The 12883-nt window shown below is 73.1% G+C and carries 12 protein-coding genes; 6 read left to right on the top strand and 6 right to left on the bottom strand.

The features are described from left to right. Window positions 1-39: 39 nt before the first annotated feature. Window positions 40-1101 (bottom strand): iron-siderophore ABC transporter substrate-binding protein, encoded by a 1062-nt coding sequence (locus Plo01_RS10485; protein WP_239316123.1) that lies wholly within the window; start codon window positions 1099-1101, stop codon window positions 40-42. Between the two features lie 422 nt (window positions 1102-1523). Between Plo01_RS10485 and Plo01_RS10480 the strand changes: the two genes are divergently transcribed. Both Plo01_RS10480 and Plo01_RS10475 read left to right on the top strand, forming a co-directional pair. Continuing rightward, window positions 1524-2525 (top strand): FecCD family ABC transporter permease, encoded by a 1002-nt coding sequence (locus tag Plo01_RS10480; protein ID WP_239316122.1) that lies wholly within the window; start codon window positions 1524-1526, stop codon window positions 2523-2525. A 23-nt stretch (window positions 2526-2548) separates the two neighbouring features. Next, window positions 2549-3694: a FecCD family ABC transporter permease gene (locus Plo01_RS10475; RefSeq protein ID WP_203890333.1), complete on the top strand. Its 1146-nt coding sequence runs from the start codon at window positions 2549-2551 to the stop codon at window positions 3692-3694. A 33-nt stretch (window positions 3695-3727) separates the two neighbouring features. Here Plo01_RS10475 and Plo01_RS10470 read toward each other — a convergent pair whose 3' ends face one another. Further along, the gene (locus tag Plo01_RS10470; protein ID WP_203890332.1) at window positions 3728-5071 is read right to left on the bottom strand and encodes a lysine N(6)-hydroxylase/L-ornithine N(5)-oxygenase family protein; all 1344 of its coding nucleotides are present in this window, start codon (window positions 5069-5071) and stop codon (window positions 3728-3730) included. Between the two features lie 170 nt (window positions 5072-5241). Between Plo01_RS10470 and Plo01_RS10465 the strand changes: the two genes are divergently transcribed. Then, complete coding sequence (locus tag Plo01_RS10465) at window positions 5242-6189, top strand: methionyl-tRNA formyltransferase (protein ID WP_203890331.1); 948 nt, start codon at window positions 5242-5244, stop codon at window positions 6187-6189. Window positions 6190-6191: 2 nt separating this feature from the next. Further along, window positions 6192-7451, top strand: a complete 1260-nt coding sequence (locus Plo01_RS10460; protein ID WP_203890330.1) for an ArgE/DapE family deacylase — start codon at window positions 6192-6194, stop codon at window positions 7449-7451. Window positions 7452-7454: 3 nt separating this feature from the next. Here Plo01_RS10460 and Plo01_RS10455 read toward each other — a convergent pair whose 3' ends face one another. Genes Plo01_RS10455 through Plo01_RS10445 form a run of 3 tightly spaced genes read right to left on the bottom strand, consistent with a single transcriptional unit; the run spans window position 7455 to window position 9734 of the window. Then, complete coding sequence (locus tag Plo01_RS10455; protein ID WP_203890329.1) at window positions 7455-7847, bottom strand: nuclear transport factor 2 family protein; 393 nt, start codon at window positions 7845-7847, stop codon at window positions 7455-7457. A 34-nt stretch (window positions 7848-7881) separates the two neighbouring features. After that, window positions 7882-9351 carry a multicopper oxidase domain-containing protein gene (locus Plo01_RS10450; RefSeq protein WP_239316121.1) on the bottom strand — a complete coding sequence of 490 codons (1470 nt, stop codon included), beginning with the start codon at window positions 9349-9351 and terminating at the stop codon, window positions 7882-7884. Continuing rightward, window positions 9348-9734, bottom strand: coding sequence for a hypothetical protein (locus tag Plo01_RS10445; protein ID WP_203890328.1), 387 nt, complete (start codon window positions 9732-9734; stop codon window positions 9348-9350). The genes Plo01_RS10450 and Plo01_RS10445 overlap by 4 nt, the downstream gene beginning before the upstream one ends. Before the next feature lie 250 nt (window positions 9735-9984). On the opposite strand from Plo01_RS10445, the gene Plo01_RS10440 reads away from it, so the two are divergent. Then, on the top strand, window positions 9985-11247 hold the full coding sequence (locus Plo01_RS10440; RefSeq protein ID WP_203890327.1) for a sensor histidine kinase: 1263 nt from the start codon (window positions 9985-9987) through the stop codon (window positions 11245-11247). Continuing rightward, entirely contained in the window at window positions 11244-11900 is a 657-nt protein-coding gene (locus tag Plo01_RS10435; protein ID WP_203890326.1) for a response regulator, read from the top strand. The genes Plo01_RS10440 and Plo01_RS10435 overlap by 4 nt, the downstream gene beginning before the upstream one ends. Here Plo01_RS10435 and Plo01_RS10430 read toward each other — a convergent pair whose 3' ends face one another. Further along, a complete protein-coding gene (locus Plo01_RS10430) occupies window positions 11901-12704 on the bottom strand; it encodes a hypothetical protein (protein ID WP_203890325.1) in 804 nt (267 codons plus the stop codon). Between the last annotated feature and the right edge of the window lie 179 nt (window positions 12705-12883).

Below are 12883 nucleotides of genomic sequence, written 5' to 3'. Positions count from 1 at the left end.
GCCACGGGGGAATGTCGTCGGATGTCGTCGGACGCGGGACTACTTCTTGATCAGCGGCGCGACCTGCTCGATGGCGTACGGGATGCTGAGCACCGTGTTGAAGGACAGCGCCGCTCCGATCGGCGGGTCCTGGTAGGTCAGGAAGAGGTCGCGCCCCTCCTTGGCGACCTTCAGCTCCTTGTAGACCTTGTCGTTCTTGATGCGCTCCCAGGGCTCCTTGCCGGTGGTGAGCCAGACCAGCCGGTCGACCTCCAGCATGTTCAGGCCCTCGGAGCCGAACTCGGCGACGTTCGACGTGCCCGCCTTCTCGGTGATCTCCGTGGGGACGGTGAAGCCCATCTCGGCCAGGAACGCCGACTTGGGGTCACCCTTCTGGAAGGCCGAGTACTGCCCGGGTTTGAAGCTGTCGGCGGCGACGGCGGTCATGTCCGACCACTGCGGATTCTCCTTGCGCACCTGGGCGAACTTCTCGTCGATCCCGGCGATGAGCTCCTTGGCCCTGGCCTCCTCGCCCAGGGCCCGCCCGGCCAGCAGGGTCATCTCCTGCCACGGCGCGGCGTAGGGGTCGTAGCCCTTGGGCTGGGCGACCACCGGGGCGATCTTCGAGAGCTGGTCGTAGTGCTCCTTCTGGATGCCGGAGTACATGGCGAAGATCAGGTCGGGCTTGAGCGCGACCAGCTTCTCGAACTTGACGCCGTCCTCGCGCAGGCCCAGGACCGTGGGCTCGGCGCCGCCCCAGACGTCCTTGGTCCACGGCCAGTCGGTGAACGGAGTCCGCTGGAACCAGTCCACCACGCCGATCGGCTTGTGGCCGAGCGCCAGCACCGGCTCGTGGTCGCTGAGGCCGAAGGTGACGATCCGCTCCGGCTTCTTCTTGATCTCCGTCGTGCCGTACAGGTGCTCGACCGTCACGGGGAAGGCCGATCCCGTGGCCGGCGCGGTCCCGGAGGCGACCGGTGCGGCCGGTGTGGCCTCGGCCCGGTCGGCGGGCCGGTCCGCACCGCAGCCGGCGGCGACCGCGGTCAGGGTCAGCGCGGTGAGGGCGAGCAGGAGACGCTTGGCGAGCCGGGTGCCGGGAGCGGGCATGGGGGGATGGGACATCTTTTCCTCTTCGGGCTCTAGTCGACGTCCAGGGTCGACCTCTGGAATTCCTCCGGCCCGCGAGGCCGCCGCACGGGATGGAGCACACGCCGTACCGGCACGACAGACCGCCGCGGATAGATCAACATGTCACACTAAGGTAAGCCTTACCTAGGTTCAATATTCTCGCAAGGCTTGCATACGCAAAGTAAGTAAGGTATGCCTTGCCTAAAAGGCCAGATGGGACCTTCGTGACTTCTCCCAGAACAACGCCTCCGCACGGGCCCCCACCGCCGGACGGCGCCGGATCCGGCGCGCCCGGGACTGACGCGGCTGCGGAACCGGGCGCGAACACGGGAGCGGGCGCGAGTCCAGCGGACGCGAGTACGAGAGCGGACGCGAGTCCGGCGGGCACGAATGCGGGCACGAACGGATCCCGGCGGGTGCGGCGTCCACTGCTGATCATCACGGCCGCGGGGGTCCTGATCGCCCTGTGCCTGCTCTCCCTGGCCGTGGGAAGCCGGGACATCCCCCTCGACCAGGTGATCCTCGCCCTCACCGACCCCGGCCACCCGCGGCTCGACGCCGAGGTGGAGGCCATCGTCCGGGGCACCCGGACGATCCGCACCCTGGTCGCCGTGCTCACCGGGGCGGCGCTGGGCCTGGCGGGGGCGATCATGCAGGGCCTGACCCGCAACCCGCTGGCCGACCCGGGGCTGCTGGGGGTCAGCGCGGGTGCGGCCTTCGGCACCGTCGTCGCCGCCGGACTGCTCGGCCTCGGCGGGCTGCTGACCTCCATCTGGTTCGCCTTCGGCGGAGCCGCGATCGCCGCCGTCGTGGTCTACCTGCTGGGCAGCCGGGGCCGGGGCGGCGCCTCCCCGGTCAAGCTGGCCCTGGCCGGAGTCGCGGTGACCTACCTGCTGGACTCGCTGACCAGCGGCATCGCGCTGACCGACCCCGAGGCCCTGGACCGCTACCGCTACTGGTCGTCGGGGTCCCTGACCGGGCACGACTTCGAGGTGCTGCTCAACGTCCTGCCGTTCATCGCCTTCGCGGCGCTTCTGGCGCTGAGCGCCGCGCCCGCCCTCAACAGCATCTCCCTCGGCGACGACGTCGCCACCGCGCTGGGGCACCGGATCGGCCTGGTCCGCCTGCGCGTCGCCCTGGCGGTCACCCTGCTGACCGGCGCGGCGGTGGCGGTCACCGGGCCGATCGTCTTCGTCGGGCTGGTGGTGCCGCACGCGGCCCGCATGATCACCGGCCCCGACCACCGCTGGCTGTTGCCCGCCTCGATGCTGCTCGCGCCGTGCCTGCTGCTCGTGGGCGACATCATCGGGCGTGTCGTGGCGCGCCCGCAGGAGATCGACGTGAGCCTGGTCGCGGCGTTCCTCGGAGCGCCGTTCTTCATCGCCCTGGTCCGCCGCCGCCGACTCGCGGAGCTGTGATCATGTCCCCGACCGTGCCCCCGATGCCTCCGACCGTGCCCCCGGCCTCCCCGCCCCCCTCGGCGACGCCTTCCTCGACGCCCTCCGCGGCGCCCTCCACCGCCCCCTTCCTGACCGTCACCCGCTCTCACGGCCGCATCGCGTTCCGGCTGGCCCGCTCCGCCGTCTCCGGAGCGCTGAGCCTCCGGCTGATGCTGGTCTGGCTCGCCATGGCCGCCACCGCGTTCCTGGTCTTCTGCCTGACCGTCGGCATCGGCACCGGCGACTACACCATCCCGCTGCCCGACGTGGTCCCCGCGCTGTGGGGGGCGGGCGACGACACCGCCGCCGTGTTCGTGGTCCAGGAGTTGCGGCTGCCCCGCGCCGCCGTGGCCCTGCTCGCCGGGGCCGCCTTCGGCATGGCCGGAGCGATCTTCCAGTCCGTCACCCGCAACCCGCTGGCCAGCCCGGACATGCTCGGCATCACCCAGGGGGCCGGCACCGCCGTGGCCGTCGGGATCGTCGTCGGCGCCGGGCCCGGCCTCGGCTCGCAGACGCTCGGGCTGGGCGGCGCCCTCGCCGCCGGTCTGCTGATCTACCTGCTGGCCTGGAACCGGGGCACCACGGGATACCGGATCGTGCTGGTGGGCATCGGGGTCAGCTGGATGTGCGTCAGCCTCACCTCCTACCTGGTGAGCCGGGCGGAGGTGTACCAGGCGCAGCGGGTGCTGGGCTGGCTCGTGGGCAACCTCAACGACCGGGGCTGGGCGCACGCGCAGCCGCTGGCCCTGGCCCTGGCCGTGCTGGCGCCGCTGGTCCTGCTGCTGGTACGGCTCCAGCGGGCCCTGCACCTCGGCGACGAGGTGGCCGGCGCCCTGGGCACCCCGGTGCAGCGCACCCGTATGATCGTCATGCTGTGCGGGGCCGCGCTCGCCGCGTTCGCCACCGCAGCGGCCGGCCCCGTCCTGTTCGTCGCGCTGGCCGCGCCCCAGATCGCCCAGCGGCTGGCCCGCGCCGCCGCTCCGCCGGTCACCGCCGCCGCCCTCACCGGATCGACGATCGTGCTGGTCAGCGACCTGATCAGCCAGCGGCTCCTGACCGACATGGTCCTGCCGGTCGGCGTGGTGACCGGGGTGCTCGGCGCGCCGTTCCTGCTGTGGCAGCTCGCCCGCGCCGAGCGGGCCCTCTAGTTCTCCCCGGCCCCTTCCGCCGCCGGGATCCGGTCAGTGCCGGAGCGCGTAGTGCTCCCGGCCGCTCCGGTCGTCCCGACCGGCGTCGCCGGCGCCGTGCAGCCCCGCGGCGATCGACCGGACGATCTCGCCGACCCGTACGGCGGTGGCCGACAGCAGCGTCGAGGTGATGCCGTGCGTGTGCTCGGTGGCGCCCTGGACGTAGATGCCGCAGCGCATCGCCTCGGTGGTGGCCACCCGGTAGTCGCGGCCGATCCGCAGCCCGCCCCCGGGCAGCCGGTGGCAGTACGCGCCCGCCTCGCCGAGCAGGGTGAGGGGGTCGCCGGGCCGGTAGCCGGTGGCGTAGACCAGCGCGTCGGCCTCCAGCTCCGTGCGCTCCCCGGTCGGCAGGAACTCCACCGTGGCCCGCAGGCCGGTCCCGTCCGCGGCGACGCCGGTGAGCCGGGAGGCGTTGAGGATGCGCAGCCGCTCCGTCCCGCGCACCTTCTCCTGGTAGTGGCGCCGGTAGAGCTCGTCGATGAGGTCGAGGTCGACCACCGAGTAGTTGGTGGAGGCGTGGTAGTCCCGCAGCATCTCCTTCACCTCGTCGGGGGAGGTGTAGAAGTGGTCGACCGCCGCGGGGTCGAAGATGCGGTTGGCGAAGGAGCTGTCATCGGCGGGGGTGTAGCCGTACTTCGTGAAGACCGCGCACACCTCCGCCTCCGGGAAGGAGCTGTGCAGGTAGTCGGTGACCTCGGCGGCGCTCTGCCCGGCCCCGACCACGATCATCCGCTGCGGGTCGCGCAGCGTGGGGACCCGGGTGAGGAGTTCCTCGCTGTGCCAGACGCGCTCGTCGTTCACCACGCCCTCGGGCAGGAACGGCTCCAGCCCGGTGGCGATCACCAGGTTGCGCGCCCGGCGGGTGGTCAGCTCGTCGGCGCCTCCGCCGCGCCGTACCACCACGTCGAAGCACTCGACCGAGCCGTCCGCGACGACCGGGGTGACCGCGACGACTTCCGACCCGTATTCCACCTGGTCGGCGAAGGGCGCGGCGGCCCATTCGAGATAGTCGTGGAACTCCATCCGCGAGGGGAACATCGTTTTGTGGTTGATGAAATCGGCCAGCCGCCCTCGGTCCTGCAGATAGCGCAGGAAACTGAACTCGCTCGCCGGGTTCCGCATGGTGACCAGGTCCTTCAGAAAGGACACCTGCATGGTCGCGCCCTCCAGGAGCATGCCGCGATGCCAGCCGAAGGCCGGTTGCTTCTCCAGGAACACCGCGTCGATCGGTCGGCCCGTCTGCGCCCCGTGCTCCTGGAGCGCGATCGCCAGGGCGAGGTTGGACGGTCCGAAACCGATGCCGACAAGGTCGTGGACATGGTTCTCCGAGGGGGACATCTAACGCCTTTCCGGGAGCCGGACATGTGACACGAGGGAAGGCCGGGCGGCACGCGGACGGCCAGAGCGTGCGCCGAACGGGCTTCCAATGATCAGATATATCGATTAGGTTAGGCTCGCCTAATTAAAGTGAGCCTAACCTCTGCTCCTCTCCCTAACAAGGAGGCACCATGCGGATCGCGATGTTCGGCTACCAGACCTGGGGGCACCGCACATTGCAGGCGCTCCTGGGCTCCGGGCACGAGGTGGTGCTCGTCGTGACGCATCCCGGGAGCGAGCACGCCTACGAGAAGATCTGGAGCGACTCGGTGGCCGACCTGGCCGAGGAGCACGGCGTCCCGGTCCTGCTGCGCAACCGGCCCGACGACGAGGAGCTGATGCTCCGGCTCAAGGAGGCCCGGCTGGACCTCATCGTCGCCAACAACTGGCGGACGTGGATCCCGCCGGAGATCTTCAATCTCCCCCGGCACGGCACGCTCAACGTCCACGACTCCCTGCTGCCCGCCTACGCCGGGTTCTCCCCGCTGATCTGGGCGCTGATCAACGGCGAGACGGAGGTCGGGCTCACCGCGCACATGATGGACGAGGAACTGGACGCCGGGGACATCGTGCTCCAGCGGGCCGTCCCGGTCGGGCCCGGGGACACCGCCACCGACCTGTTCCACCGCACCGTGGACCTGATCGAACCCGTCGTCACCGAGGCGCTCGGACTCATCGCCTCCGGCCGGACCGACTGGACCCCCCAGGACCGCTCGAAGGCCAGCTTCTTCCACAAGCGGTCCGTCGAGGACGGCAACATCGACTGGACCTGGCCGGCCGAGGACATCGCCCGGCTCGTCCGGGCGCAGTCCGACCCGTATCCCAACGCCTTCACCCACTACAGGGGCGAGCGCGTCCGCGTGCTGAAGGCCTCGGTCTCCAAGGGGATCTACGGCGGCACCCCCGGGCGCGTCTTCATCCGCGAGGGCGACGGCGTGGTCATCGTCGCCGGCGCGGAGGCCCGCCGCGGGCGCAGCCACGGCCTGGTCATCGAGCGCGTCCGCACCGAGGACGGCACCGACCTGCCCGCCACCGAGGTCTTCCGCACCATGGGCGGCTACCTCACCCGGCAGCCCTGAGCATGGGCGCCGCCGAGGTGCTCGCCGCGCTCGAGGGCGAGACGGCCGCCATGACCGAATTCCTGGCCGAGCTGGTCCGCATCCCGAGCGTCGGCGGCTCCCCCGACGAGGCCGGCATCCAGGACCGGCTGGCGCGGTGGTTGCGCGCCGAGGGCCTGGAGGTCGACCACTGGCCCGTCCCGGTGGGCGAGCTGGCCGCCGAGCCGGGCTTCCCGGGCATGGAGGTGCCGCGTTCCCGGGCGTCGGGGCTGGTCGGACGCTTGCCCGGGACCGGCGGCGGCCGTTCCCTGATGTTCACCGCGCATGTGGACGTCGTCCCGCCCGGCGACCTCGCCGCCTGGAGCGACGACCCCTTCAGCGGCCGGATCGAGGACGGGGCGCTGTACGGCCGGGGCGCCTGCGACATGAAGGGCGGCCTGGTCGCCGCGCTGTTCGCGGTCCGCGCCCTGCGCCGCGCGCGGCTCCGCGGCGACGTGCTCGTCTCCTGCGTGGCGGGGGAGGAGGACGGCGGGCTCGGCGCCTACGCCCTGCTGCGCCGCGGCTGGCGGGCCGACGCCTGCGTGATCCCGGAGCCGACCGGCCTGGACGTGGTGCCCGCCAACGGGGGCGCGCTGACCTTCCGGCTGCGGATCCCCGGCAGGGCCGCGCACGCCGCCCGCCGCGACGCCGGGGTGAGCGCGGTGGAGAAGTTCTGGCCGGTCTTCGCGGCGCTGCGGGCGCTGGAGGCGCGGCGCAACGCCGAGGTGGACCCGCTGATGCGGCGCTGGGCGCTGCCGTACGCGATCGAGATCGGGACTGTGCGCGCGGGTGACTGGTCCTCCTCGGTCCCCGGCGAGCTGGTGGCCGAGGGACGGCTCGGGGTCGCGCTCGACGAGTCCGTGAAGGAGGCCCGGCGCGCGCTGGAGGAGGCGGTCGCGGAGGCCTGCGCGGCCGACGACTGGTTGTCCGCCCACCCGGCCGAGGTGGAGTGGTGGGGCGGCCAGTACGCCTCCGGCCGCCTCCCCGCCGACGACGGCGGCCTGCTGGCCCGGCTGACCGGGGCGCACACGGCGGCGGCGGGCGTCCCGCCCGCGGTCTGGGGCGCCCCGTACGGCAGCGACCTGCGGCTGCTCACCGGGCTCGGCGGCATCCCGACCGTGCAGTACGGCCCCGGCGACATCGACCGCGCGCACGGTCCCGACGAGTCCGTGCCCGTCGCGCAGGTCGTCACCGCCGCCCGGACCCTGGCCCTGCTCGCCCTCGCCCACTGCGACACCGGCTGAGCCTCATTGCTGCGGGATCGTCCGGGTGATCGAGTCGACGCGGCGGATGCGCCCGTCGGGGGCGAACCGCGCGAACAGATAGATCTCCATCTCCACGGTGTTCCCCTTCCGCATGACGGCGCGCAGGGTGTAACGGGCGGCGGCCAGGTCGCCGCGGACCAGGATGTCGTGGACCTCGATCTCGAGCCCGCGCCCGTTCTTGCGCGCCGGGCCGACGTGGGCGACGAGCCGGTCGCGGTCGAGCCGGACGCCGTCGTTGAAGTACTCGATGTCGGGGGTGTAGTACCGGTCTATGATCTCCGCCGGATCCCCCTGGCCGAGGCCCAGCTCGTGCGGGGATCGGGTGAGGAAGGCGTGGAACCTCTCTTCGAGGTCCACGGCGGGGCCTGCGGACATGTCTCTCTCCTCTGGAGTGATCGGCGGGGGCGGGTCACACGACCTCGAAGTTGGCCATCATCGCCATGTCCTCGTGTTCGAGGTTGTGGCAGTGCATGACGTACCGGCCGCGGTAGCCGGTGAACCTCGTGACGATCTCGACGGTCTGGGCGTCGCGCAGCTCGACGGTGTCCTTCCACTCCGGCGGGCCCTCCAGGCGCTCGCCGTTGACCGACAGCACCTGGAAGTGGTCCAGGTGCAGGTGCACGGGGTGGGCGACGTCGCTGGTCAGCCGCCAGATCTCGGTGTCGCCCAGGCGGGGGCGGGCCTCGGCGCGGCGGGGGTCGAAGGGATTGCCGTTGATCAGCCACCCCGTGCCGCCGTGCAGGCTCCCGCCGGTGAACGCGAAGTCCCGGGTCACCTTCGCCGCGGCCGGGTCCAGCCGCTCGACCCGCGACAACGTCCGCGGGATCGCCGAGTCGTCGCGCGCGTCACCGCCGACGGCGAAGCGCATCACCCGGCCCTGCGGCCCCTCCCCGTCGAGGTTGCGCAGCTCCACCCGGTCGCCGGACCGGTAGGCCGCGAAGTCGACGATCACGTCCGCCCGTTCGCCCGGCGAGAGCCGTACCCGGCTCATCCCCCGCGGTGCGGTGAGCAGACCGCCGTCACTGCCGATCTGCACGATCGTCCCGCCCGGCGAGAGCGCGAGCTCGTACGGCCGGGCGTTGGAGCCGTTGAGCAGCCGGAAGCGATAGCGCGCCCGTTCGACCCGCAGCTCCGGCCAGGGCGCGCCGTTGACCAGGATGACGTCGCCCAGCACCCCGCCCATGTACGGCTCGCGCACGCCGGGCCGGTCGGCGAAGCCCGGGTACGGCATGGAGCCGTCCTCGGCGAACGAGCGGTCGCAGATCATCAGCGGGATGTCCCGCTCGCCCTCCGGCAGCGGCAGCGCGTCCTCCTCGTCGTCGCGCACCAGGAAGAAGCCCGCCAGCCCGCGCCACACCTGCTGCCCGGTGTAGTCCATGCGGTGGTCGTGATACCAGAGCGTGGCCGCCCGCTGGTCGAGCGGGAACACGTAGTCGCGCCGGGCGCCCGGCTGCACCAGGTCGGTCGGGTAGCCGTCGGACTCCGGCGGGGTCCGGCCGCCGTGCAGGTGCGTCACGGTCGGCGCGCCGAGCCCGTTGGAGACGCGCACGACGGTCTCGCGCCCGCTGCGCGCCTCGATCGTCGGCCCGGGGAAGGTCCCGCCGTACCCCCAGACCCGGGTGCGCAGGCCGGGCAGGATCTCCACCTCGGCCGCGCTCTGGACCAGCTCGTAGTAGTCGGCCCGGCCGTCCGTCCGGGACGGCGCCGCCACCTCCGGCAGCGGCAGCGGCACGGTGAACGGCGCGGGCAGCGGCGCGGTGCTGGGCAGCAGCTTGGGCTGCGGGGTCCCGGCGAGCAGGGAGCAGCCGGAGAGCCCGGAGACGGCCGCGACCGTCCCCAGCCCGAGCAGGCCCAGCGCCCGCCGCCTCGTCATCGTCATACCGCGGCCGTCGCGTCGGCACGGCGGTCGGCCCAGACCTGGACGAGCCTGACGACGCTCCCGCCGAACATCAGCACCCCGACCGGCACGTGGAGCGCCTTCAGGTGCGCCATGCCGAGCGCCATCTCCACCAGTGTGGCGACCAGCAGACCCGCCGCCGGGGCGATGGCGCGCGGCGGGCCGCCGCCGGGACGCCACACCAGGACCGCGGCGGCCAGGTGCAGGAGACCGGCCAGGAGCAGGACCCCCGCCGAGGCCGCGTGCAGCGTCCGCCCGCCCGGCGAGGACAGCAGCAGGCCCGCGGTGATCGCCTGGACCAGGATCGCGACCGCCTGCAGGGCGACCGCGGCGCGGAGCAGCGGGAGGAAACGTGGTGATGCCATGGGGGCTTCTCCTCGGGAGGTCATATGCGACGGGCCGCCGGCCGTCTCCGCGGGACCGGGGCGGCGTGGCGGAAGGACGCGGCCATGCCCGAGATCGTCGCTCCCGGGACCGCCCCCGGTCGTCGTACGGGGGGAGGCTTCTCGACTACACCTCCGGGCGCAGGCGCGACCCGTATACGACACCGGGAGTAGCACGGAAATACGGCGCCATGGGGATGATCTTCGGGCCGGGCGGTTCTAGGGTGCTGGAATGAGGCACGATCCCGGGAGGCGTCCGCGGGCGGCGGACGCGGCGGCCCAGGCCCTGGTCACGATCCGCGCCACCGGGAAGAACCCCTGGGTGGTGGACGCGGCGCTCGCCGTGGTGGTCGCCGTCCTGCAGGAGGCCGGGGCGCTGGCCCTGCCCGGCGCCGGTCTCCCGGACCACCTCGCCGTCCTGGCCGGCTCGCTCGCGCTCGCCCTGCGCCGCCGGGCCCCGATCGCGGTCCTGCTGACCGTCACGGCCTGCATGCTGTTCTACGCCGTGCGGAACGATCCGGGCCCGCCGGCGGGCTTCCCCGTCCTGATCACCGTCTACACCGCGGTCCGGGCGGGCCGCCCGCTGCCCGCGGCCGCCGCCGGCGCCGTGTTCCTGGGCGGCACCCTGGCCTCCCGCCTGGCCGCCGCCTCCGGGCAGGCCGCGCAGGAGATCGTCCAGAGCACGGTCCTGCTGGTCGGCTGGTTCCTCGCCGCCGGCGTCATGGGGACCGTCAGCCGGCACCAGCGGGCCTACCTGAGGCAGGCCGAGGAGCGGGCCGCCGAGGCCGAGCGCACCCGCGAGGAGGCCGCGCTGCGCCGGGCCGGGGAGGAACGGCTGCGCATCGCCAGGGAGCTGCACGACTCCCTCACCCACAGCATCTCGATCATCAAGGTGCAGGCCGGTGTCGCGGTCCACCTGGCCGGCAAGCGCGGCGAGAAGGCGCCGGACGCGCTGCTGGCCATCCAGGAGGCCGCCGGCGACGCGATGCGCGAGCTGCGCGCGACGCTGGAGGTGCTGCGCGAGCCGTCCGCCCAGTCGCCGGCCAGCGGGCTGGAGCACCTCGGCGACCTGGTGGACCGGGCCCGCGCCGCCGGTCTGCCCACCACCGTGACGGTCGCCGGCGAGCGCCGCGCCCTGCCCTCCGCCGTCGACCACTCCGCCTACCGGATCGTGCAGGAGGCGCTCACCAACGTCGCCAGGCACGCGGGCCGGGCCTCGGCCGCGGTGCACATCGGCTACGGTCCCGGGGAGCTGGTGGTGCGGGTGGACGACGACGGCCGCGCGAGCCCCGGCGCGCCCCCGGCGCCCGGGAACGGGCTGACCGGCATGCGCGAACGCGTCACCGCCCTCGGCGGCGAGCTCCGCGCCGAACCCCGCCCGGAGGGCGGCTTCACCGTCCGCGCCCGGCTCCCCGTGGCGGAGATCGGGGCATCCCCGCCGGGAACCGGGTCCCCCCTGACCCGGACCGGGTGTCCCGTGGAGGAGACGTCATGATCCGCGTGCTGCTCGTCGACGACCAGGCCCTCATCCGGGCGGGCTTCCGCGCGCTGTTGGAGGCCGAGGACGACATCGAGGTGGTCGCCGAGGCCGCCGACGGGGAACGGGGCGTCGCCCTGGCCCGCGAGCACCTGCCCGACGTCGCGCTCGTCGACGTGCAGATGCCGGTGCTGGACGGCATCGAGGCGACCCGGCGGATCGCGGCCGACCCGCGGCTGAGCGGCGTCCACGTGGTGATCCTGACCAACTACGGGCTGGACGAGTACGTCTTCGACGCCCTGCGCGCGGGCGCGGGCGGGTTCATGGTCAAGGACACCGACCCGGCCGACCTGCTCCAGGGCGTCCGGGTCGCCGCGCGGGGCGACGCGCTGCTCTCCCCGGCGATCACCCGCCGGCTGATCGGGGCGTACGTCTCCCGCCGCCCCGATCTCTCACCCCGCGTGCTGGAGCCCCTCACCAACCGCGAGCGCGAGGTGACCGCGCTGGTCGCGCGCGGCATGTCCAACGACGAGATCGCCGCGCACATGGTGATCAGCCCGGCCACCGTCAAGACCCACGTCAGCCGGGCCATGATCAAGCTCCGTGCCCGCGACCGCGCCCAGCTCGTCGTCTTCGCCTACGAGTCCGGGCTGGTCACCCCGCGCCGCTGATCAGGCGTCGCCGAAGACCTCCCAGACCTGGATCAGCTGCCGGCTGACCGGGTCGTACTCCACCTTGGCGAGGACGGGGTACCGGGCCCCCTTCACCGCCTTGGTGAAGGAACGGGTGCCGCACGCCTTGGTGCCGAGGCCGTCGCGGTCGGCGTTGACGTGGTTGGCCAGCCAGGAGTCGCCGCACCGCTTGGTCGCGCGGCGGAAGTCCAGGAGGGTGTAGTGGAGCGTGGTCCGCGACCTGCCCTTGGCGAAGACCACGGTGGTGTCGTTCACGCGCTTGACGGTGCCGAAGGCGGTCTTGGCGCGGGTCGGCAGCGCGATGAACTCGTGGACCCGCGGGACCGCGCCCGTCGAGATCCGGACCGGCGCGGGCCCGAGGCTGAGCACGAAGGACAGGTCGTCCTCCCCGCAGCGGGTCTTGCCCAGCCCCTTCTTGTCGAGCTTGACGACGCCCTCGGTCTCCTTCAGGTCGCACGCGGCGGTGATCCTGCGGAAGTCGGCGCCGGCGTAGCCGATCCGCCGCTCCTTGGCGCCGGGGATGGGCGTGAGCTTGTAGCGCACGATGCCGTGCTGCTTGACGGGCGTCGCCTTCGCCGGCGTGATGCGCAGGGTGGAGGGGCCGTCGGCCCAGGCGAAGCCGTACAGCGCCTCGGACGGCGCGGACCCGGCGGGCGCGGCGGCCGGGCCGGTGGAGGCGGCGGCGGGCACGGCGGCCAGGCCGGTGGAGGCGGCGAGGGCGGCGGTGAACATGGCGGCGGCGAGCGGGCGCGTGCTGGGCACGGCGGTGAACGGGCGCGGCATCGGGTGGTCTCCCCCAGTCGTGATTTCTCTGTAGATGAGACTCCGGAGAGCGCCCAGAGGTTCGCATCCGATAGCGAAACGGGCATGGTTGCCCTCGGGGCGGGCCGCCTCCCGGAGCCCGCCCTGAGGGGGCGCCGGTATCGCCCGCCCCGAGAACGGATCACCGAGTGGTGCCCGCC

The organism is Planobispora longispora (genome assembly GCF_016863135.1).
In the GTDB taxonomy this organism is placed as follows: Bacteria; Actinomycetota; Actinomycetes; order Streptosporangiales; family Streptosporangiaceae; genus Planobispora; species Planobispora longispora.
Note: the sequence above shows the minus strand (reverse complement) of the source record. Positions and strands in the feature narration are given on the sequence as shown.

Coding starts and splice junctions, on each gene's coding strand:
- Plo01_RS10445 (WP_203890328.1), bottom strand. CDS start 9,734: ATGGCATCACCACGTTTCCTCCCGCTGCTCCGCGCCGCGGTCGCCCTG.
- Plo01_RS10465 (WP_203890331.1), top strand. CDS start 5,242: ATGCGGATCGCGATGTTCGGCTACCAGACCTGGGGGCACCGCACATTG.
- Plo01_RS10475 (WP_203890333.1), top strand. CDS start 2,549: ATGCCTCCGACCGTGCCCCCGGCCTCCCCGCCCCCCTCGGCGACGCCT.
- Plo01_RS10435 (WP_203890326.1), top strand. CDS start 11,244: ATGATCCGCGTGCTGCTCGTCGACGACCAGGCCCTCATCCGGGCGGGC.
- Plo01_RS10485 (WP_239316123.1), bottom strand. CDS start 1,101: ATGTCCCATCCCCCCATGCCCGCTCCCGGCACCCGGCTCGCCAAGCGT.
- Plo01_RS10440 (WP_203890327.1), top strand. CDS start 9,985: ATGAGGCACGATCCCGGGAGGCGTCCGCGGGCGGCGGACGCGGCGGCC.
- Plo01_RS10450 (WP_239316121.1), bottom strand. CDS start 9,351: ATGACGATGACGAGGCGGCGGGCGCTGGGCCTGCTCGGGCTGGGGACG.
- Plo01_RS10455 (WP_203890329.1), bottom strand. CDS start 7,847: ATGTCCGCAGGCCCCGCCGTGGACCTCGAAGAGAGGTTCCACGCCTTC.
- Plo01_RS10470 (WP_203890332.1), bottom strand. CDS start 5,071: ATGTCCCCCTCGGAGAACCATGTCCACGACCTTGTCGGCATCGGTTTC.
- Plo01_RS10430 (WP_203890325.1), bottom strand. CDS start 12,704: ATGCCGCGCCCGTTCACCGCCGTGCCCAGCACGCGCCCGCTCGCCGCC.
- Plo01_RS10460 (WP_203890330.1), top strand. CDS start 6,192: ATGGGCGCCGCCGAGGTGCTCGCCGCGCTCGAGGGCGAGACGGCCGCC.